At 32.7% G+C, this 22,247-nt stretch carries 20 protein-coding genes; 17 read left to right on the top strand and 3 right to left on the bottom strand.

Translation table 11 applies throughout. The features are described 5' to 3' along the window. Positions 1-103 precede the first annotated feature (103 nt). On the bottom strand, positions 104-853 hold the full coding sequence (locus AAA453_RS12980) for a M50 family metallopeptidase (RefSeq protein ID WP_277575867.1): 750 nt from the start codon (positions 851-853) through the stop codon (positions 104-106). 242 nt (positions 854-1,095) lie between these two features. Between AAA453_RS12980 and tarA the strand changes: the two genes are divergently transcribed. Beyond that, positions 1,096-1,842: an N-acetylglucosaminyldiphosphoundecaprenol N-acetyl-beta-D-mannosaminyltransferase TarA gene (tarA, locus tag AAA453_RS12975; protein ID WP_427705321.1), complete on the top strand. Its 747-nt coding sequence runs from the start codon at positions 1,096-1,098 to the stop codon at positions 1,840-1,842. Between the two features lie 78 nt (positions 1,843-1,920). Here the strand turns inward: tarA and tagH are convergent, their stop codons facing one another. Continuing rightward, entirely contained in the window at positions 1,921-2,715 is a 795-nt protein-coding gene (tagH, locus tag AAA453_RS12970) for a teichoic acids export ABC transporter ATP-binding subunit TagH (RefSeq protein ID WP_069832639.1), read from the bottom strand. A gap of 395 nt (positions 2,716-3,110) precedes the next feature. Here tagH and AAA453_RS12965 point away from each other — a divergent pair, with 395 nt between their 5' ends. From AAA453_RS12965 to tagD, 4 genes are all read left to right on the top strand, one after another. Beyond that, the gene (locus AAA453_RS12965; protein ID WP_069832640.1) at positions 3,111-3,911 is read left to right on the top strand and encodes an ABC transporter permease; all 801 of its coding nucleotides are present in this window, start codon (positions 3,111-3,113) and stop codon (positions 3,909-3,911) included. 152 nt (positions 3,912-4,063) lie between these two features. Then, a complete protein-coding gene (tarB, locus tag AAA453_RS12960; protein WP_427705319.1) occupies positions 4,064-5,155 on the top strand; it encodes a teichoic acid glycerol-phosphate primase TarB in 1,092 nt (363 codons plus the stop codon). Beyond that, positions 5,152-6,210 (top strand): glycosyltransferase family 2 protein, encoded by a 1,059-nt coding sequence (locus tag AAA453_RS12955; protein WP_427705317.1) that lies wholly within the window; start codon positions 5,152-5,154, stop codon positions 6,208-6,210. Before tarB ends, AAA453_RS12955 begins: the two co-directional genes overlap by 4 nt. Before the next feature lie 92 nt (positions 6,211-6,302). After that, the gene (gene tagD, locus AAA453_RS12950; RefSeq protein WP_021339380.1) at positions 6,303-6,701 is read left to right on the top strand and encodes a glycerol-3-phosphate cytidylyltransferase; all 399 of its coding nucleotides are present in this window, start codon (positions 6,303-6,305) and stop codon (positions 6,699-6,701) included. A gap of 230 nt (positions 6,702-6,931) precedes the next feature. Here the strand turns inward: tagD and pbp4 are convergent, their stop codons facing one another. Beyond that, positions 6,932-8,224, bottom strand: a complete 1,293-nt coding sequence (gene pbp4 / locus AAA453_RS12945; protein ID WP_427705315.1) for a penicillin-binding protein PBP4 — start codon at positions 8,222-8,224, stop codon at positions 6,932-6,934. 240 nt (positions 8,225-8,464) lie between these two features. On the opposite strand from pbp4, the gene AAA453_RS12940 reads away from it, so the two are divergent. The 12 genes from AAA453_RS12940 to AAA453_RS12885 all read left to right on the top strand — a co-directional run bounded on the left by AAA453_RS12940 (position 8,465) and on the right by AAA453_RS12885 (position 22,112). Further along, positions 8,465-10,183 (top strand): ABC transporter ATP-binding protein, encoded by a 1,719-nt coding sequence (locus AAA453_RS12940; protein ID WP_021339382.1) that lies wholly within the window; start codon positions 8,465-8,467, stop codon positions 10,181-10,183. 389 nt (positions 10,184-10,572) lie between these two features. Beyond that, positions 10,573-11,802, top strand: a complete 1,230-nt coding sequence (locus AAA453_RS12935; RefSeq protein ID WP_021339383.1) for a NupC/NupG family nucleoside CNT transporter — start codon at positions 10,573-10,575, stop codon at positions 11,800-11,802. A 567-nt stretch (positions 11,803-12,369) separates the two neighbouring features. Beyond that, positions 12,370-13,206: a YitT family protein gene (locus AAA453_RS12930; protein WP_021339384.1), complete on the top strand. Its 837-nt coding sequence runs from the start codon at positions 12,370-12,372 to the stop codon at positions 13,204-13,206. 459 nt (positions 13,207-13,665) lie between these two features. Then, positions 13,666-14,469: an ABC transporter ATP-binding protein gene (locus AAA453_RS12925; protein WP_069832646.1), complete on the top strand. Its 804-nt coding sequence runs from the start codon at positions 13,666-13,668 to the stop codon at positions 14,467-14,469. 9 nt (positions 14,470-14,478) lie between these two features. After that, positions 14,479-15,480 (top strand): FecCD family ABC transporter permease, encoded by a 1,002-nt coding sequence (locus AAA453_RS12920; protein WP_069832647.1) that lies wholly within the window; start codon positions 14,479-14,481, stop codon positions 15,478-15,480. Continuing rightward, positions 15,477-16,493 carry a FecCD family ABC transporter permease gene (locus AAA453_RS12915; RefSeq protein ID WP_277575864.1) on the top strand — a complete coding sequence of 339 codons (1,017 nt, stop codon included), beginning with the start codon at positions 15,477-15,479 and terminating at the stop codon, positions 16,491-16,493. Before AAA453_RS12920 ends, AAA453_RS12915 begins: the two co-directional genes overlap by 4 nt. Positions 16,494-16,657: 164 nt before the next feature. Beyond that, positions 16,658-17,623, top strand: a complete 966-nt coding sequence (gene dhaK, locus AAA453_RS12910; protein ID WP_069832649.1) for a dihydroxyacetone kinase subunit DhaK — start codon at positions 16,658-16,660, stop codon at positions 17,621-17,623. Between the two features lie 33 nt (positions 17,624-17,656). After that, entirely contained in the window at positions 17,657-18,232 is a 576-nt protein-coding gene (gene dhaL, locus AAA453_RS12905; RefSeq protein WP_069832650.1) for a dihydroxyacetone kinase subunit DhaL, read from the top strand. 2 nt (positions 18,233-18,234) lie between these two features. Further along, on the top strand, positions 18,235-18,597 hold the full coding sequence (gene dhaM, locus AAA453_RS12900) for a dihydroxyacetone kinase phosphoryl donor subunit DhaM (protein ID WP_069832651.1): 363 nt from the start codon (positions 18,235-18,237) through the stop codon (positions 18,595-18,597). 173 nt (positions 18,598-18,770) lie between these two features. Further along, on the top strand, positions 18,771-19,271 hold the full coding sequence (locus AAA453_RS12895) for a hypothetical protein (RefSeq protein WP_002508377.1): 501 nt from the start codon (positions 18,771-18,773) through the stop codon (positions 19,269-19,271). 469 nt (positions 19,272-19,740) lie between these two features. After that, positions 19,741-20,808 carry a YkvI family membrane protein gene (locus AAA453_RS12890; protein WP_069815216.1) on the top strand — a complete coding sequence of 356 codons (1,068 nt, stop codon included), beginning with the start codon at positions 19,741-19,743 and terminating at the stop codon, positions 20,806-20,808. Between the two features lie 272 nt (positions 20,809-21,080). After that, positions 21,081-22,112 carry an alpha/beta hydrolase gene (locus tag AAA453_RS12885; protein ID WP_069815218.1) on the top strand — a complete coding sequence of 344 codons (1,032 nt, stop codon included), beginning with the start codon at positions 21,081-21,083 and terminating at the stop codon, positions 22,110-22,112. Positions 22,113-22,247: the final 135 nt, after the last annotated feature.

The following is a 22,247-nucleotide window of genomic DNA, read 5'->3' as shown; positions in this document are numbered from 1 at the left end:
TTTTTTTAAAGCTTGAAATAAGCGCATTTTCAATTCAGTCAGCCCCTGCTAATATAAAAATAAGACTGAGACATGTGATATGTCCCAGTCTCAAGCTAAGTTATTAAGTAAAAAAGTACCCATGAAATAATTGATAAATGGTGAAGATATTAATCGCTATCCATATTAAGCTGTAAATAAAAGTAGGGACATGTGTTAATTCTTTTAAAGTACTACCATCCCAAGACACAGGTTGTTGTGAGAAGGTCAGTTTAAAAATAGTGACTGAAGATTGCAAGACTTCGCCTAATAAGACACCTAATATAAAGTGAGATGTAAGACTTACAATGTAAAACATCATCAATTGATTATCACTTTGGAACAAAAAATAGAGTAATGCAATAAGTAAAATAACCATGAAGATTGGCAGTATCTTTCTTGAAGTCAGTATTAAAAAATAAATAAATATAATTAAGTACGCACTTATAAATAAACTGGGGTATTGAAATTCAATAGCTAAAAAACCTAAAAATAACATGAGTGGTGGCATGATATAACCACCGAATGTAGTGATAGATTGACCGAAGCGACTTTTTGATTGTGTCACAGCGAATCCTTGTTGCGACGTAGCAACACGTTCAGTAGGAGATGCAACGATAACTAAATCTTTGGCTTTCCCACCACTTATTTTATTGAATAAAATGTGTCCAAATTCATGTGTTAATACAGGGATGTAATTTAAATATATATCTAAAATTCGGTTTATCGGTTTATTACGATAATTATGAATAATTATATAAAGCAGAGCTATAATCATAACCCAATATAAATTGAGTTGAATAGCTGAACTGAAAAATTCATGTATTTTTGTCATATGATTACCTCGATTTAATATTTCAACAACCTCATATTTATTAAAGAAGTAAGGTTGTCATAGCATAATCTATAGTATAAAGTAATTTAGACAAGAAAGCATTTAGACTTTTGATGTATATTATAAGAATGAAAGTAAGAACAGTTTTAAAATTTCTGTAAATCGCGTAATGTGTTAATATTACAATAATAATTAAACGTTAAATTACATTTGATGTATTTTGAGTTAGGAGATCACCAACCATGACGGAAAGCAACAAATTAAATAAAGTAAACGTCTTATCAGTATATTTTGATAATGTTACTTTAGAGGACATGCGAGAGAATGTTAAGCAGTTTTTCTTATCCAATAGTCCAGAAAATTTATTTATTGTTACTGCAAATCCAGAAATAGTGGATTACGCTACGGACAATGTTACATACCGTAATTTAATTAATAGTGCGAATTATGTCATCCCGGACGGCACAGGCGTTGTAAAAGCTTCTAAGTTACTTAGAACCCCCTTGAAAGAACGAGTGCCTGGCATTGAACTAATGGAAGAATGCTTGAAAATCGCTAATGCCAATCATCAAAAAGTGTTTTTACTAGGTGCAAAGAATGAAATTGTTATCAAAGCACAACAAAATTTAGCGCAAAAGTATCCAAACATTCACTTTGACTTTCATCATGGTTTTTTTGATTTAACAGATGAAATGGTATTAAGACAAATCACCTCATTTAATCCTGATTATGTTTTTGTGGGAATGGGATATCCTAGACAAGAACACTGGATTGAACGACACATGAATACATTTACTCAAACAGTATTGATGGGCGTAGGTGGCTCGATAGAAGTGTTTAGTGGCACGAAGAAAAGAGCGCCCGCATTATTTAGACGCTTGAATTTAGAGTGGGTTTACCGTGTGATTATAGATTGGAAACGCTTAGGAAGAATGAAATCAATACCTCGATTTATATTTAAAGTAATTAAAGAAACGCGCAAGAAGTAAAAAAGCGTAAACTGCAGTTTAAATTCACTGCAATTTACGCTTTTATTTTTTAACATGAAACCAGTAATAATTCTAGTGTTATTTAACTACAAACCTAGAATTATCTAAATCACTTCTAAATTTCTTTTGATCTGCTTTAGAACGTTTTTTAAAATCATTCAAGAATTTTTCATATTCAGGTAATACATCGTCTAATTCACCGAATTCTTTAAGTTTACCTGCTTCAATCCAAGCAATCTTAGTGCAGAAATCACGGACTTGTTTCATATTATGACTTACAAAGAAAATAGTTTTGCCTTGTTTTTTATATTCGAATATTTTATCTAAACATTTTTGAGCGAACGTTTGGTCACCAACAGATAACGCTTCATCGATGACTAAAATATCTGGATTAGTAGTGATATTGATAGAAAAGCCTAATTTTGCACGCATACCACTCGAATATTTTTTAACTGGTTGATAAATAAATTCTCCAAGTTCACTGAATTCAATGATTTCAGGTGTCAATGCTTTGATTTCTTTTCTAGTAAAGCCCATGCATAGCATTTTGAATTCGATGTTTTCGACACCAGAGAGTTGGCCATTTAACCCTGCGTTAATAGCAATCACACTTACATCGCCTTCACGTTTGATACCGCCACTTGTAGGAGATAATGATCCACCAATCATATTACTTAGTGTAGATTTTCCAGAACCATTGATACCAACAAGACCAATGACATCACCTTCGTGTGCCGTTATAGACAAGTCATTTAAAGCATAAAAAGTTTTATTTTCATGAAAAGGAAGAAGGACATCCTTTAAGCGTTCTTTGTTATTACGATAAATACGATATTCTTTAGTCACATTTTTAATATCAACCGATACATTCATAATTTTACCTTCCTTATTTACAGTTACTCTTATTATATTATATATTATATTAGTTGTTAAATTTATAAACCTATTGTAAAGTAAGTGAGTACAATTTAACGAAGTGAAGTTTTATACAGTTGTTAAATTTTACTGAACTTACGTTATAAAATCAACTATAAAGATAAATTAATGAAAAATATAAAGTTACGATAGCTTATATCTCATTTTTTCATTAACGTTGTTTCATCACTTAGTATACAAAAATATATCATTTATAGCACTTTTTAGCTATTCTGATTTACGATAGTAAATGAAAGTTGTTAAGATAGACAATAAAGCGTATATTAAATTTAAGTGTAACATCGCAAATGGAATGTGATAAGGTAAATCGATTGAAAGTGTGGTTTATTAAAATGAATGCAGTGTGGGTAGTTTTTAGAGAGCATTTTAAAAATTTCTATCTTATTCAGAGATTGGCTCAGTTCCAAATGAAAATCACTAATACAAACAACTATTTAGGCACAGCCTGGGAACTGATTAATCCAGCAATGCAAATTATGGTTTATTGGTTTGTGTTTGGTTTAGGAATTCGAGATAACGGCCCGGTAGATGGCGTGCCATTTATTTATTGGTTGCTCGTAGGTATTAGCATGTGGTTCTTTGTTAACCAAGGTATATTAGAAGGTACAAAATCAATAGCGACTAAATATAATCAAGTGGCAAAAATGAATTTTCCACTGTCGATTATCCCATCGTATATTGTAATGAGTAGATTCTATGGACATCTTGCGTTACTTGTTGTAGTTATTTTACTTTGTATGTTAGCAGGTTATTATCCTACGATTTATACGTTGCAGCTGTTTTTATACGTGCCATTTGCACTAATTCTTACAACAGCAATTGCATTATTTACTTCAACGCTTGGTGTACTTGTGAAAGATACCCAACAAGCGATTCAAGCATTGATGAGAATGGTGTTCTTTGCATCTTCTATTTTGATTGTGCCACCAGAAGGCATTGTAAAAGATGTAATGAAATTAAATCCTATATATTATCTTGCAGAAGCATATCGTTCTGCAGTGCTACATAAAGAATGGTACTTTATTACGCATTGGGAATTGACGCTTTATAACATGTTTATTATTATCTTCTTATTTGTAGTAGGTTCTATTATGCATATGCGTTATAGAGATCAATTCGCAGACTTTATGTAAGTTGAAATTTAAAATACTAACTCATATTATTTGAGTAGCCATGAATCCTTTAATGACTGAAATAGTTGTTAAAGGATTTTTCTATAATTTTTAGTGTAAGACAGATATAATGTAAACAATAGTAGTCGAAATTTAAATTGGCGGTGGAATTTGTGAGACAGATAATCAAAAAGCTTTATATGTTTATCATTAGCTTATTAAATTTAATTTATAGTAAAAAAAAGCTGAAGAATAATCATATCGTGGTCATGATGACATTTGCAGAAGATGTATTGCCCATTGTAGAAGCGTTAAATAGAAAATTATATAAAATTACAGTAATAGGTAACGAAGAAAATAGAAAATATATACAACAATTTGAAAATGTGACATTTCTACCTGCAGGTAATAAAAAAGTATTTCAACATATTAAAGCATTAAGCACTGCCAAGGTGATAATAATTGATACGTATTATTTAATGTTTGGTGGTTTCAAGAAAAAGACGAATCAGACAGTGATTCAAACGTGGCACGCTGCTGGTGCACTTAAAAACTTTGGGCTCCAAGATCACCAAGTGGACTTATCGAATAAACCAATGGTCAATCAGTATCAAAAGGTTTACCGAGCAACAGATAAATATTTAGTTGGTGGAGAACCTATGGTCACTTGTTTTAAAGATGCATTTGAAGCCGCCGACGAACAGTTTTTAAAAACAGGCCTGCCAAGATTAGTACCTTATACATTATTAAATGTTGAAAAAAGACAGCAAGAGCTTAAGAAACAATATGGTATAGAAGGAAAAGTAGCAGTATATGTGCCGACATATAGAGAACATAAGCAATCTAACCGTAATATTGATAAAGTGAATTTTGAAACTGCACTGCCGAACTATACTTTATTGAGTAAATTACATCCCTCTATAGCAAACGATAATCAAACAACGATTAACTTGCAATCTCTGATGATTATGGCAGATGTGATTATAAGTGATTATAGTTCATTGGCAATTGAAGCAAGTATTTTAGATAAACCTACATTATTTTATGTATACGATGAGAAGCAATATGAAAAGGAACGCGGTTTGAATTCATTTTATTATGACATACCCGCCCAATATAAAGCTTATAGTGAAGATGAGTTAGTGCGTAAACTACAAGAAAATAGTATAGTATGGTCTCCACTATTTGAAACTTGGCATGAGTACAATGCTAAAGATAGTTTAACGCAAGTCATTCACTATATAGAGGAAATGGTGAAACTATGAAAATATCAATAATAATTCCTGTATATAATGCAGCAAGTACAATTCGTAGAGCGATTGCATCGGTAGATACGAAACAAAATTATGAAATTATCTGTATCAATGATGGCTCTACCGATGAGAGTAGAACAGTTCTAGAGCAATTACAAAAAGAGTACCCAAATATTACGCTAATTAACCAGGAGAACAAAGGTGCAGCTGCAAGTAGAAATAAAGGACTTGCGCATATGACTGGTGACGTATTTATGTTTTTAGATGCTGATGATGAATTTTTAACGAGTAGAATTGATTTTATGGCAGATTTTTATCAAAAAGCGGAAGATGTGGATATCGTTTTAGGTCAAATCGCTAAAGGTAAACATGGTGAGTGGCAACCAATATATACGCATCAAGAAATTCAAAAGCTAGAGAAGGTAGAGTTAGCGCAATGCCCTGATATCATGCAGTCAATTGGTCCAGGTGGGAAAATGTTTAGTGCACAGTTTGCTGATTTAAGATTTGATGAAGACGTTGTTTTTTGTGAAGAACATTGTTTTATTATAACAGCATATAAAAAGGCGAAAAAAATTCAATTATTACCTAATATTGTATATGGATACAATGAAATAGAAGGATCTGTTACAAATCAACGTGCAGAACAGTTTGAATCTTACATGTTAGATGCTTTAAAAGTAAGAACACGTGTAATGGACTTGTTGTCATCTAAAGATGAAAGAACGTATTATAGCTATCGAATGGATGAATTAATAGTAAGTTATTTACTACAAGCGTATATCGAAAAGAATAATGTGATTACTAAAAAATTATTAGATACTGTAACAACATATATCAACGAAATGCAAAAAACAGATTACTCTGGTAAGGCTATGTTTAGAATAATTAAAGTAGTTGAGCAAGGGAGTAAAAAATGGAATAAAGCACTTTATCAACAATGGAGAGAAACACTATTAAGTGTTGGAATCGGTAGACCTAATTATTATCGTTTTAAAGTAGAAGTGCTGCCAAAGCGTGCAAAATCAAGAGGAAAGATGAAATTAAAATATTATTTAAAACGCTAAAAAATGACAGAATTCGTAAACTTTTGAGCAATATGCTATAATTTTTAAAAATGTAAATTTTAAATTAATATTCTGTAAAGGGAGATATACTTATGAAACGTGTGATTACTTATGGTACGTATGATTTATTACATTACGGACATATAGAATTATTGAGAAGAGCGAGAGAAATGGGCGATTACTTAGTTGTAGCATTATCAACGGATGAGTTCAATCGTGTGAAAAATAAAAAATCATATTACAATTACGAACAACGTAAAATGATGTTAGAATCAATTCGTTACGTTGATTTAGTCATTCCTGAAGGCGGTTGGGGTCAAAAAGAAATCGATGTTGACCGTTATGAAATAGATACATTCGTTATGGGCCACGATTGGGAAGGTGAATTTGATTTCTTGAAAGAGAAATGTGAAGTCATTTACTTAAATCGTACAGAAGGTATCTCAACAACTAAAATTAAAAAAGAGCTTTATGGTGACGCAGAAAAATAAAGTGAGTTTGATATAGATTTTTTGTCGAAGGCATCACTTTTTAAAACTGAATATTAAAGTTAACTAACCCAAGTCATCTCGTTTTTGTGTTTACACAAAATTGAGATGACTTGGGTTTTTATATTGAAAAAACCACTTCCATATAAATTCATTTTAAATCGAATTTAATGAAAGTGGTTTTAAGTTAAATGTATTGAATAGGAGCAGTGCTATTCAACGAGCAAGACTAATTATTTACGTTTTGATTTTTTTCTGAATTTATCTAAAATGAGATAAACAATAATTGCAAGTGCAGTAATGATTAAGACCGTACCCAGCAATGTTAGTATTGGATGGTCACCCCATGATGATTGGACAACTGTAGTTGTTTTATGAACGAGTGGTTTTTTCACACTTACTGTTGGTGGACCATATTTATCAGAAATAAATTCTCGATCATAATCAACATGTATTTTGCCATCTTCCACCACGAGTTTGTAATCATTTTTATCAAACTCTTTTGGTAACACATCATAAAGGTCTTTTTCTACATAATACGTATCGCCATTAATTTCTTGTTCACCTTTAGATAATATCTTTTCACGTTTATATTGATCAAAAGACATATTCATTAAGGCGTTCCCAATCTTATTACGTTCTTTCTCTCCACCGAGCGACTTATAATCGCCGGCTCCCATGATAGCTTGATTAATTCTAAAACCATCACGTTCGGTTGTAATGGTGTGGTTGTAATCTGCGATGTCGCTTGAACCAGTTTTCAAACCGTCAGTACCTTCTAAACTCATATCAGCACCTTCAAGTGAATGGTTGAAGGTGTAATAAGTAACGCCGTGTTGTGTAGGTGCAAGTTGTTTTGTAAAGTGTAGGATTTTTGGTGTGTCTTGAACTGCACGTTGTGATAAAATAGCAAAATCTTTCGCTGTTGATGTAGAACTCTGTTGATCTTTATATTTCTCTGGCGTAAAATCCTTTAACAGAGTGTTTTCTGCGCCTGTTGGGTTAACGAAATGAGTGTTTTTCATGCCTAGAGATTTTGCTTTTTCATTCATTGCGTCTGTAAAATCTGAAACATTACCAGAAACTTCTTTTGCTAAAATAAGTGCAGCAGCATTACTAGAGTTTGAGACTGTTATTTGAAGTAATTCTTTGATAGTGTATGTCTCACCTGGATATAGTTTCGTGTTACTAATTTTTGGTAAAGTGGACATTCGATAATGATCTTCTGTAATTTCTACAGTATCATCTAAAGATAACTTTCCTTTATTGACTGCATCAAGTGTGAGGTACATTGTCATCAGCTTGGTCATTGAAGCAGGGTACCAATCTTTATCCATCTGATACTGATAAAGAATTTGACCTGTTTGTGCAACATTAACTGCACCTTCTGGTTGGTAGTCTTCGGAAACACTTTGACCATATTGGTTTGCCGCTTGAGTAGGTGTTACTGTTTCTGCATCGGCAAAAGGTGTTATAATTGTACCAACGAAGAGTACAGTTATGATTGTCAGAATTAACTTTCTCATAATTACATTCCCTCTTAATATATTCAGTTTTAGTGCAATAGAAATATCTTAGCACATTTAGGTCAATAATAAAATGTTATAACAATGGTTTTTAGCCTTGTTGTGCTATAGATAAATGATTGTATGAAACCTTGTTGTGTGGAGTTGTATGCGTAACATCTGTATTACTATTATGGTGAACTGCTCATTTTCATTAAATAGTAACTGAATTTCAAAATAATTTTAGAAGAGGTAATAAACATGAAGCAAGAGAATCCATTGTTCTACTTATTTAAAAAATTATCTTGGCCAGTGGGGCTGATTGTGATTGCTGTAACAATTTCTTCATTAGGTAGTATCACAGGACTAGCCGTACCTTTTTTCACTGGTAAACTTGTTGATGAATTTTCTTTTGAAGATATTAACTGGATGTTCATTGCCGCATTTATAGCTATATTTATCATAAATGCGTTACTGAGTGGTTTAGGCTTATATTTATTAAGTAAGATTGGTGAAAAGATTATTTATGCCATTCGCTCAGTCCTATGGCGACATATTATTCATTTGAAAATGCCATTCTTTGATCAAAACGAAAGCGGTCAATTAATGAGTCGTTTAACAGATGATACAAAAGTAATAAATGAATTTATCTCGCGTAAATTGCCCAATTTATTACCTTCCTTATTAACAATTATAGGTTCGTTAATTATGCTTTTTATAATGGATTGGAAAATGACATTATTAACTTTTATCACAATCCCATTATTTATTCTTATCATGATACCTTTAGGTAAGATTATGCAAAATATATCTAAAAAAACGCAATCAGAAATTGCTAACTTTAGTGGTTTGCTTGGCCGCGTATTAACAGAAATGCGCTTAGTTAAAATATCAAGTACTGAAAAGCTTGAATTGGATAATGCGCATAAAAATTTGAAAGAAATTTATTTTTTAGGTTTAAAACAAGCAAAAATTACAGCTATCATACAACCTATAACTGGAATGATCATGTTACTTACGATAGCTATTATTTTAGGTTTTGGTGCGATTAGAATTTCTACTGGTGCGATTACGGCTGGAACATTAATTGCAATGATTTTCTACGTTATTCAACTTTCTGCGCCACTCGTTAATTTATCTACTTTAGTGACGGATTATAAAAGAGCAGTAGGTGCTAGTAGCCGTATTTATGAAATTATGGAAGAACCTACCGAACCACTGGAGTCAAATCAAGGAAGCGAAATCATTGATGGTAGCCTAACATTTGCAAATGTTGATTTTAAATATGGCGTTAAACCGATACTTTCAAATGTCTCTTTTGATATACCACCAAGCAAAGTAACAGCATTCGTTGGGCCATCGGGGTCAGGTAAAAGTACAATCTTTAATATTATAGAACGTATGTATGAAATTGAAGAGGGTCACATTACATATGGTGGTAAATCTATTTACGATATCTCGCTAGGAGATTGGCGTGAGAAAATTGGTTACGTGATGCAATCTAACGCATTAATGAATGGTACGATTAAAGATAATATTTTGTACGGTATCAACCGTGAAGTGACAGAGGATGAGCTAATCCATTATGCACAGTTAGCCAATTGTCATGAGTTTATCGAACAATTTGATGATGGCTACGATACGATAGTGGGCGAACGTGGTTTGAAATTATCTGGTGGACAACGTCAACGTATAGATATTGCACGAAGCTTTGTTAAAAATCCAGATATTTTATTACTAGATGAAGCTACTGCCAATTTAGATAGTGAAAGTGAACGTAAAATTCAGGATGCATTAGAAGAACTAATGGAAAATCGTACGACAGTTGTTATTGCACATAGACTTTCTACTATTAAAAAAGCAGAACAAATTATCTTTATTGATGGTGGTGAAGTTACAGGTAAAGGAAGCCATCAAGAATTAATGGAAAATCACGAAAAATATCAACAATTTGTACGCACGCAAAATTTATCAAAATAGTAAAAAGCGAAAAACACGTTTGAAAACCACATTGATGTATTCGCTTTCATAAGAAAACTCGGACATTTCCCGTTTGAAATTATGTTTCTCACTGTGATAATCGAACTATAAAATTGTTATTTTATATAAAGTCCATACATGCTATAATTATTGTGCATTATTAAGAAACGATGACTTGAAAAGTATATAACTAAATTTATAAATAACTGAATTAACTAAACAGGGATAAGTAATATAAAAGTAAACACATTAAAGATTGTTATAAATGTGCCATTATCTGCTTTGACAATCATTTAATGTGTTTGCTTTAGTTATTCCGATACATAGCAACAAGTTACTTTTAGAAGTTCATTGTTATCATCGATTTAAAAAGGAATGGTGGGTGTATTATGTTTTTAGTGATTAACATAATTGGATTATTTGTTTTCTTAGGGCTTGCTGTATTATTTTCTAGAAACAAAAAAAATATCCAATGGAAATCGATTGGGATATTAGTCGTTTTAAATTTATTCTTAGCTTGGTTCTTTATGTCTTTTACTTGGGGAAAAACAGCTGTACAAGGTTTAGCAAATGGAATTTCTTGGGTAATTGATTCTGCCCATGCAGGGACTGGCTTCGCTTTTGCGAGTTGGGTAGAACCTGGCGCGATGGATATGGCAGTAAGTGCGTTATTTCCTATATTATTAGTTGTTCCATTATTTGATATTTTGATGTATTTCAATATATTACCAAAATTAATTGGTGCAATTGGCTGGGTATTAGCTAAAATTACGCGCCAACCTAAATTCGAATCATTCTTTGGGATAGAAATGATGTTTTTAGGTAATACTGAAGCACTTGCAGTATCAAATGAACAATTGAAACGAATGAAAGAAACGCGTGTACTAACAGTCGCAATGATGTCGATGAGTTCGGTATCTGGTGCGATTGTAGGTGCATATGTGTCTATGGTGCCGGGAGATTTAGTATTGACGGCAATTCCATTAAATATCATTAATGCGATTATTGTGTCTTCAATTTTAAATCCTGTATCTGTAGAGGAAAAAGAAGATATTATTTACAGTATTCGCAATGATGAAATAGAGCGTCAACCATTCTTCTCATTCTTAGGAGATTCAGTTTTAAATGCTGGTAAATTAATTTTAATTATTGTTGCATTCGTTATCAGTTTTGTAGCACTTTCTGATTTGATTGATCGCTTTATCAACTTGCTAACAGGTATTATAGGTGGTTGGGCAGGTCTTAAAGGAAGCTTTGGCTTAGATCAAATATTAGGTGCATTCATGTATCCATTCGCATTACTGCTTGGTTTACCGTGGGATGAAGCATGGATTGTAGCACAACAAATGGCGAAGAAAATTGTAACGAATGAGTTTGTAGTAATGGGGCAAATTAAAGATGTAATAGATTCTTATTCTCCTCATAGACGAGCTGTTATTACGACATTCTTGATATCATTCGCGAACTTCTCAACAATCGGTATGATCATAGGTACTTTAAAAGGTATTGTTGATAAAAAAACATCAGACTTCGTATCTCAATACGTGCCAATGTTATTACTTGCAGGTATTTTAGTGTCATTAATGACTGCAGGGTTTGTAGGATTGTTTGCTTGGTAAGAAGTTGTAGATAAAATATAGTTTCAGAATGCCAACAAAGTCGGAGACTTTGTTGGCATTTTTTTATGCACGCTTTTACAACGAGTGGTTTACCAATGTTCTAAAATTATAGACAATAAAACTTTGTGGGTAGTTTTTACGTTTTTGAAAATACTTCATAGTTAAACATTTCACATAAAAATAAAGCCAAGTAAATGAAGTGAGGAGACACATTCATCATTACTTGGCTTTTACGGGAAATGAATTAATTATATATTAATAGTAAGGACTAGGTACCATTAATATACTCGAGCAAAAATTGTTTTGTTTGTTACTATAAACAACACAAAGGAGATGGCTTCTTATTGGCTATCAATAAGAAGATAGATTTTATTATAGCAAAGGAATGCGCTAAAGTAAACCGAAAATTCAGAATTTTTAAAAATTGAAAAACTTAATTTTATAATTCACTTTATAATTGCTTTTTGAATATAATTTTCATGTGTTTTTATGCTGGTGGATGTTGTGGTATTGGTCATTTTTTGCTAACATTCAATTGATTGAAGCAAATACAAGGGGGTCGTGTAGGTGAATAAAACAGTACGTGATTTAATATTAGTCCTATTTGGATCATTTGCATTCTCGGCAGGGGTAAATACATTTATTATATCTGCTGATTTAGGTGAAGGAGGAGTGACTGGTTTAGCAATCGTACTATACTATGCCTTTCATATTTCTCCTGGTATTACCAATTTTGTATTTAATGCTGTGCTTATTGCAATTGGTTATAAATTTTTAAGTAAAAGAAGTATGTATTTAACGATTGTGGCTACAATATTAATATCGATATTTTTAGAATTAACAGCAAGTTGGCAAATTGAAACTGGAAATATATTAGTTAATGCGGTATTTGGTGGTCTATGCGTTGGTTTGGGTATCGGTGTTATTGTACTTGCTGGTGGTACAACAGCTGGAACAACGATTTTAGCAAGAATTGCTAATAAATATTTGGATATAAGTACACCATATGCATTGCTATTCTTTGATTTAATTGTAGTAGCAATTTCACTAACAGTAATTCCAATTTCTAGCGCGCTAGTAACAGTTATTTCATTGTATATTGGTACTAAAGTAATGGAATATGTAATAGAAGGTCTAAATACGAAGAAAGCAATGACAATTATTTCAAGCAATCCTGACGAAATAGCAAAAGTCATTGATGAACAAGTTGGGCGTGGACTGACTATTTTAAATGGTAGAGGTTATTTCACTAAACAAGATAAAGATATACTTTATGTTGTAATTACTAAAACACAAGTTACCAAGGCGAAGCGTTTGATAAGAAATATAGATGAGGAAGCCTTTTTAGTTATTCATGATGTGCGTGATGTTTATGGTAATGGTTTCTTGATTGATGAACATTAACTTATTTTAAAATATAAGTGCTTGAAATATAAATAAAGATTTTTATACTGCCATGAAGTCTCCTGACCTCATGGCAGTTTTTTTAAGTACGCCTTTTGCTGTCACAACTTAAACCTGTAATTTATGGGTTTTGTTAGATTATCTAGATAGCTGTCTGGTGGATATTGAAGTTATTATATTAATGGTGAAACAACTAGTTATTTTTAACGTAATTTAACATTATATAAGATTATAAAAGGGATATTGTCTCTTTTTAATGTATATTAAATTAATCAAAAAGAGCGTTGAAAAGGATGAGATTTAATAGTCATAATATATAAAAAATGATATAATGTCATCTGTGATAATGATTATCATTTATTAAATTGAACTAATGATATATACGATGAATTGAGACAAATTAAATGTAAAAAAAATATATAGTGCATTATGCTTATTTATATAGGAAGAAGGGAATTTATGAGTCGCTTAGAAGGAGAACAAGTTACTATTGGTTATGGGGAGAACGTAATTGTTGAAAACTTAGATATCCATATACCTGACGGTAAAATCACATCAATTATAGGGCCGAATGGTTGTGGCAAATCCACATTATTGAAAGCGTTATCGAGATTATTACCTATTAAAAGTGGCGTAATCAAATTAGATGGTGAGAACTTACACGCACAAGCAACCAAAGATATTGCTAAAAAAATTGCGATTTTACCACAATCTCCTGAAGTTGCGGATGGCCTTACAGTGGGAGAATTAGTATCCTATGGACGTTTCCCTCATCAAAAAGGATTTGGACGTCTTTCAGCAGAAGATAAAAAAGAAATCGATTGGGCGTTGTCAGTTACAGGCACATATGAATTTAGGCTACGTCCTATTAATGATTTAAGCGGAGGTCAACGTCAAAGAGTATGGATAGCTATGGCATTGGCGCAACGTACAGATATTATCTTTTTAGACGAACCAACGACATTTTTAGATATTTCACATCAATTAGAAATTTTAGAGTTAATCACGCAATTAAATAAAGAACAAGGTTGTACTATTGTTATGGTTTTACATGATATTAACCAAGCTGTGCGATTTTCAGACCATTTAATCACTATGAAAAATGGAAATATTGTTGCTAATGGTGAGACTGAAGAGGTATTAACTAAAGAAATTTTAGAAAAAGTATTCAATATAGATGTTGAAATTAGCACAGATCCAAGAACAGGGAAACCTATGCTAGTGACGTACGATTTATGTAGAAAAAGTTATTCGGAAGTTTAGAGGCTAATTATGACCACAAAGAAAAAGGGCAAGTTGAATTTTACAACTACATTTATAATAGTGTTTATATTATTAGTAGTTGCTTTAATTGTGTCGATTCTATATGGGGATGCAAAAATCCATATATCTACTATATTCGAGGCAGTGTTCAATTATAATCCTAAAAACCAACAACATAATATTATAAGTGAAATACGTATTCCAAGGGATCTCGGAGCAATCTTAGTAGGGGTTGCCTTAGCAACTTCAGGCGCTGTAATTCAAGGGGTTACTAAAAATGGTCTAGCGGATCCAAGTTTAATTGGACTAAATGCTGGTGCTTCATTTATGCTGGCACTGACCTTCGCATTTTATCCGTCAGCACCATTCATCATATTGATGTTAGCAGGCTTTATTGGTGCGCTCATAGGTGGCTTTTTCGTCTTAATGATAGGAAGATCAAGAAGCGATGGTTTTAACCCGATGCGAATTATATTGGCCGGAGCAGCAGTTAGTGCGTTACTAACAGCCTTAAGTCAAGGCGTAGCGCTATTATTTAGATTGAACCAAAGTTTAACATTTTGGAGTGCTGGCGGTGTATCTGGAACAACTTGGAATCAGTTGATGTGGGCAGCACCTTTTATTTTGGTGGCGCTTATCATTATGGTGAGTATGAGTAAACAATTAACGATTTTAAATTTAGGTGAAACATTGGCTAAAGGCTTAGGGCAAAATGTGGCGTTTACACGTGCTATCACTTTAATTTTATCTATGGTAATGGCTGGTGTAGCTGTTGCTATGGTAGGACAAATTGCATTTGTTGGCTTGATGGTACCACATATTGTGAGATATATAGTCGGTACAGACTACGCCCGCGTTATTCCACTCACAGCATTAGTTGGTGGTTTGTTGATGCTTGTAGCTGATACGGTTGCCCGTATGTTAGGTGAAGCGCCAGTTGGAGCCATTATTTCCTTTATAGGTGTACCTTACTTCTTGTATTTAGTTAAAAGAGGAGGTCGCTTCTCATGATAGATCCGAAACTGAGATATAAACAATGGTTAACAATGGTGATTCTGATTATACTTGTGCTTCTCGCTTGTGCGTGGAGTATGACTTCAGGTGAGTATAAGATGTCGGTAGGTACGTTCTTTAAGACCTTATTTGGTCAAGGCGCATATACCGATACATTGATATTAATGGAATTTAGAATGCCACGGATGATTATTACGATTTTAGCTGGAGCGGCATTAGCTATGAGTGGCGCGATTATCCAGAGTGTTACCAAGAATCCGTTAGCTGAGCCAGGTATATTAGGCATTAACGCAGGTAGTGGTTTTGCTATAGCGCTGTTTATGGTTATAGGGAATGTAGATGCTGGAAACTTTGTCTATGTTCTACCAATCATAAGCATGATTGGTGGCATCTTAACAGCACTTATTATCTTCTCGTTTAGTTATAATAAAGGTGAAGGTATTACCCCTTCAAGCATGGTACTTGTAGGGGTAGGCATGGCTACTGCATTAAGTGGTGGTTCAATGACTTTGATGTCCACATTTGATGAAGATCAATCAGAGTTTATTGCATCTTGGCTCGCGGGTAATATTTGGGGTGATGAATGGGCATTTGTAATTGCGTTTTTACCATGGGTTCTCATATTAATTCCATTTTTATTATTTAAGTCTAATGTTTTAAATTTATTAAATACACATCAACACATAGCTCAAGGTGTAGGCGTAAAAATTGGAAGAGAACGTATTGTATTATTACTCGTTGCAGTTATATTATCTTCTACTGCTGTTTCAGTAGCGGGTTCAATTGGCTTTATTGGCTTGTTAGGACCACATATCGCTAAATCGATTGTTGGTCCAAGACACCAACTCTTTCTACCTATTTCAATATTAATAGGTGCATTTTTACTCGTGTTAGCAGATACGGTGGGGCAAGTGATATTACAACCTTCAGGTATCCCAGCTGGTATCGTCGTCGCAATCATTGGTGCACCTTATTTCTTATATTTAATGTATAAATCAAAATCAATATAAATATTAAAAAAAGGAGTTTGGACAAAAGTACATGTCCAAGCTTCTTTTTTTAATATTTTTGGTAATAATTACAAAAGAAATCATTATCAATTTTCATATGTTAGCGTTTGCATTCATGTGTAGGGTATACTATAAATGAACATTCAAATTAGGAGGTCATCTCTATGAAAAAACTAATTAAAGATAAAACACAATTTTTAACAGATATGTTGGACGGACTTTCGATAACGAATAATGAAATTGAAGTCATTGCAGATACTGTTGTTGTAAGAAAAGAGAAGAAAAAGCAAGGTGTTGCTCTAGTTTCTGGTGGTGGAAGTGGTCACGAACCTGCACATGCTGGTTATGTAGCAGAAGGGATGCTCGACGCTGCTGTCTGTGGTGAAGTATTCACATCACCAACACCTGATAAAATTCTAAGTGCGATTAAAGCAGTTGATAATGGAGATGGTGTATTACTTGTAGTAAAAAACTATGCTGGTGATGTTATGAATTTTGAAATGGCACAAGAAATGGCAGAGATGGAAGACATACAAGTAGCAACAGTTATTGTTAAGGATGATATTGCAGTAAGCGATGATGATAAAAGAAGAGGCGTTGCTGGTACAGTATTAGCACATAAATATGCTGGATATTTAGCAGACCAGGGTGAGTCATTAACTAACATTAAAGAAAAAGTAGACCAATTTTTACCAAGTGTAAAAACATTAGGTATGGCTTTAACTGCGCCAATGGTACCGACAACTGGACAATATGGATTTGATATTGAAAGTGATGAAATGGAAATCGGTGTAGGCATCCATGGAGAAAAAGGATTATCTAGAGAAAAAGTGGAAGCTGTAGATCAAATTGTCGAGCGATTAATTAAAGCTTTAATGGAAGAAGTAAGCTCAGAAAAACTTATCGTTATGGTGAATGGTATGGGTGCAACACCATTATCTGAACTTAATATAGCAGCAAAATATGTAGCAGAAAATTTCCAAGAAAAGCATATTGATGTTGTACATTGGTTTGTGGGAGATTATATGACTGCATTAGATATGCAAGGCTTATCTTTAACATTAGTCCCATATACAGAAGAAGTGTTAACAGCTTTAACTGAGTCTACAGCAAGTCCTTACTTTAATTAATAAGTCATAGATACGATAAGGAGTGGAACATAAATGAATGTAAGTGAATTAAAGGAAAGATTACTTAATTTAGTAGAAGTGTTTGAAGAAAAAGAAGCGCTATTAACAGAATTAGATCGAGCTATAGGCGATGGTGACCATGGAGTGAACATGGTTAGAGGATTTAAAGCATTACCAGAGAAAATAGATGATAGTTCCATGCAAAATTTATTGAAGTCTACAGGTATGACATTGATGTCTAATATCGGTGGTGCTTCAGGCCCACTGTATGGTTTTAGTTTTGTGAAAATGTCTCAAGTTGTTGGCGATGAGTTAGATGCTACAAACTTAAAAGAAGTATTGAATTCATTTTCTGAAGCAATTAAGCAAAGAGGTAAAGTTGAATTAAATGAGAAAACAATGTATGACGTCATAGAACGCGCAAACGAAGCGGTACAACAAGGAGAAACTTTAAATGCAGATGTGCTACAAACATACGCAGACGAAACAAAAGATATCGTTGCTACAAAAGGCAGAGCATCGTATTTTAAAGAAGAATCAAAAGGTCACATTGACCCTGGTGCACAGAGTAGTGTTTATATATTAAACGCATTGATTGGAGATGAATAATTATGACGAAAATTGTAATTGTGAGTCATAGTGAAGATATTGCAAACGGTACAAAAGCATTATTGGAACAAATGGCAGGAGATGTTCCAATATTAATACAGGGTGGCGTTGAAGGTAAAATTGGAACATCTTACGATCATATACAAGAAATGATTAATGATTTAGACGATGATGCACTTTGTTTCTATGATATTGGTTCTGCAGAAATGAACTTAGATTTAGCTATTGAAATGTATGAAGGTAAGTATCAAGTAGAAAAAGTCGATGCACCGATTGTTGAAGGTAGTTTTACAGCTGCTGTTAAATTATCAGTAGGCGGTTCTATCGAAGAAATTGTTGATGATTTGAAACGCAATTTCGGATAAATAATTTACTTATTGATGTTGATAGACTATTGGTAAAGGTTAGGTAATTAATATATTATAAGGACTTCAATTAATATGGCAAAAAGTTTCATTTTTATATGAATATATAAATAGTCTGTGGTAGAATAGAACCTAACTGTTATAGAAATCTGGATACCTAGGAGGACATTGCCATGAAAGATTTAATACAAAAGCATGTCTTAAACGGCGAATTCGAGTCAGTAAAACGTTTAATGTCCCAGACAGATTTTATGGAATTTGAAGAGGCGTACATTTCAAGTGCACATGAAGTAGAAAGTGTCATGTTTTACACATGTATTTTAGATATGATGAAAGTAGAAGAAACTGCAGAAATGCATGATTTAGCTTTTCTATTATTAGTTTATCCATTAAGTGAATTACAAGGTGCATTGGACTCAGCTTATTATCATGCAGAATCATCCATAAAACTTACGGACAGTAAAGAAGTAAAAAGTCTGTTACAAATGTTATTGTTACATGCAGTTCCTGAACCAGTCATTTCTGATAAAAAAGCATTTGATGTGTCTCGACAAATACTAAAATTAGATCCGTCTAATAGTGTTGCGCGTAATGTGCTTAAAGAAACGGCTAAACGTATGGATAATGTCGTTGTAGACTTTAATGAACTAAATCGCTATAAAAATGCACATTAATTAACATGCTTAGCAATAAAAACATATTCAACCGAAAATCTCTTTTTTAAATTGAGGTTTTCGGTTTTTAATTTTATTTTTTCTAAAAAGCATTATTAGGTTGCATATACATAATAAAATTTCACTAAAATTATAGAAATACAGTGACAATTTAAATATTGTGATATATGGTTAACTTGAAAGCAATAAAAAATTTAAAAAATTTATAGTTTTTAAGTAGAGATAACAAGTGCATAATAAATGTATAAAATTACAGAGAATAAAAGCCTCAACCTGTTGTGAGCTTGATAATACAGAGTTTTTATTTATATTTAAAAATAAAAATGAATTTTTAAATGTATGTAAATTCACTAGATGATTAGTGTAAAAATTAATTAATAGTGTGAATTTGAAATTTGTCGTGTTGCAAAATAATGACAGTGCGTTATAATAACTCAATGTGTTAACTTAAGAGGAGGTTATAAATCACATGGGCTTGAATAAAGAAGCTATAAAAATTGGTTTCGCTTATGTTGGTATCGTAGTAGGTGCTGGCTTTTCAACGGGACAAGAAGTAATGCAATTCTTTACTCCTTATGGGCTTTGGTCGTATCTAGGAGTTATTATATCAGGATTGATATTAGGATTTGCAGGTCGACAAGTTGCTAAGATTGGTACTGCATTCGATGCGCAAAATCATGAATCCACTTTAGATTATTTATTCGGTGGTGTATTTAGTAAGATAATTGACTATTTACTTATCTTCTTCTTATTTGGTATCTCAGTCACGATGATTGCAGGTGCAGGATCAACGTTTGAAGAAAGTTTTGGCATACCAACGTGGTTAGGTGCATTAATTATGGTGATTGTTATCTACATTACATTATTAATGGACTTTAACAAAATCGTACGTGCGTTAGGTATGGTAACGCCATTCTTAATTATTTTAGTTGTTATCATTGCAGTATTTTACTTATTTAATGGAAATATTTCCTTTGCAGAAGTGAACCAAACAGTTCCAGAGGCGAGTATTTGGAAAGGTATCTTTTACGGTATTATTTATGGTGGGTTAGCATTCGCAGTTGGTTTTAGTACAATTGTTGCGATTGGTGGAGACGCGTCCAAACGTAAAATATCTGGTGCAGGTGCATTATTTGGTGGTGTTGTATATACAATATTACTAGCGCTAATTAACTTTGCATTACAATCAGAGTATACGACAATTAAAGATGCTTCTATTCCAACACTAACGTTAGCAAATGAAATTCATCCTTGGATTGGTTTAGTATTATCTATTATTATGTTAGCAGTTATGTACAATACAATTCTTGGTTTAATGTATTCGTTTGCTGCAAGATTTACAGAACCATATAGTAAAAATTATCATGTGTTTATAGTTGCAATGGTGCTCGTAGCTTATGCATTAAGTTTCGTAGGTTTCGCAGACTTAATTAACTTCTTATATCCAATCATGGGTGTAATTGGCTTAGTTGTAGTTATTGCAGTACTTATTAAATACTATTCAAGAAAAAATCAAAATAAAGATCACATAGCGTAACCGTGATGAAATAAAGTATAAATAAAATTAGGACATAAATCCTAGATTTAATAAATGGCTGTTAGAATCCTATTGGATATCTAGCAGCCATTTATTGTTTTGAAATATGATATGAACCTATATAGAGATGAATTTATAATTATAAACGTTAGTTGCTCAATTTGATTTTTAAAATAAAGAAGAAGGCAGTTTAGTCTATTATAATCGTTCAAATAAATACTACTACGTAATTATTAATTATGATACAATGCATGCGAAAGGGAAGGTCGAGCATGAAGAAAAAACATAAATGGACAATTATCGCTATTGTTGTTTTTGTTGTCGTTGCAATTGTGATTGCAATATTACTTAAGCAACAATATGACCGACAAAATGCGCAAGAATTTAAAGAAAAAGTACAAATTAATAATGAAAATGTAAATGCATTTACTAATATAACTTATAGCAGTGGGATACCCAATAGTCGCTTAGATATTTTAACGCCTACTGAATTAGATCAAGATAATAAATTGCCTGTCATTTTTTGGTTACATGGTGGAGGATTTATCGCAGGAGATAAACAATATAAAAATCCGTTATTATCAAAATTTGCTGAACAAGGTTATATCGTAGTGAATATTAATTACGCACTTGCACCTGACTATAAATACCCAACACAGTTAAAACAAATTGATCGTGCAGTTCAGTTTATCAAACAGAATAAACATGAGTTGCCTATAGATTTTGATCAAGTTGTTTTCGGTGGTGACTCAGCAGGCGCCCAATTATCCAGTCAATTTACAGCTATCCAAACAAATGAATCATTACGAGAAGATATGGAGTTTAACCAACAGTTTGAACCGGAACAAATAAAAGCAGCAATCTTTTTTGGTGGCTTTTATGATATGAAAACGGTGAAAGAAACAGAGTTTCCTAGAATCCAGCTCTTTATGGAAAGTTACACTGGCAAGAGAGATTGGGAACAACAATTTAAATATATCAGTGAAATGTCTACGATAAACCAAGTGACAAAAGATTATCCACCGACATTTTTATCAGTAGGGGATGCAGATCCATTTTATAGTCAAAACATTGATTTTTATAAAAAACTAAAAGAAAAAGATGTTCCAGTTGATAAACTATTTTATGATGGATCACATAATTTGAGACATCAATACCAATTTCATATGCAATTACCGGAGTCACAGCAAAATATGAAAGATACATTGAGTTTCTTAAGTAGAAATACAAGCGCTTCTGGTGTAGAGAGAGAATTGAAGCCCGAATCAAAAAATCCTGAGGGTGTTCAATTGAATCCTTACTAATGAGTAAACAGTAAAATCAACTAGACGTAATAAAGTTATATAAAAGATTTCAAAAAAACAGCTTATAGATCTCCTGTAATGGAAACTATAAGCTGTTTTTAGTTCTAGTCGTGGGCTCATACAACGAAATGTTAT

This window comes from Staphylococcus parequorum (assembly GCF_039237145.1).
Classification (GTDB): domain Bacteria; phylum Bacillota; class Bacilli; order Staphylococcales; family Staphylococcaceae; genus Staphylococcus; species Staphylococcus equorum_A.
This window is presented reverse-complemented; position numbering and strand designations above follow the sequence as displayed.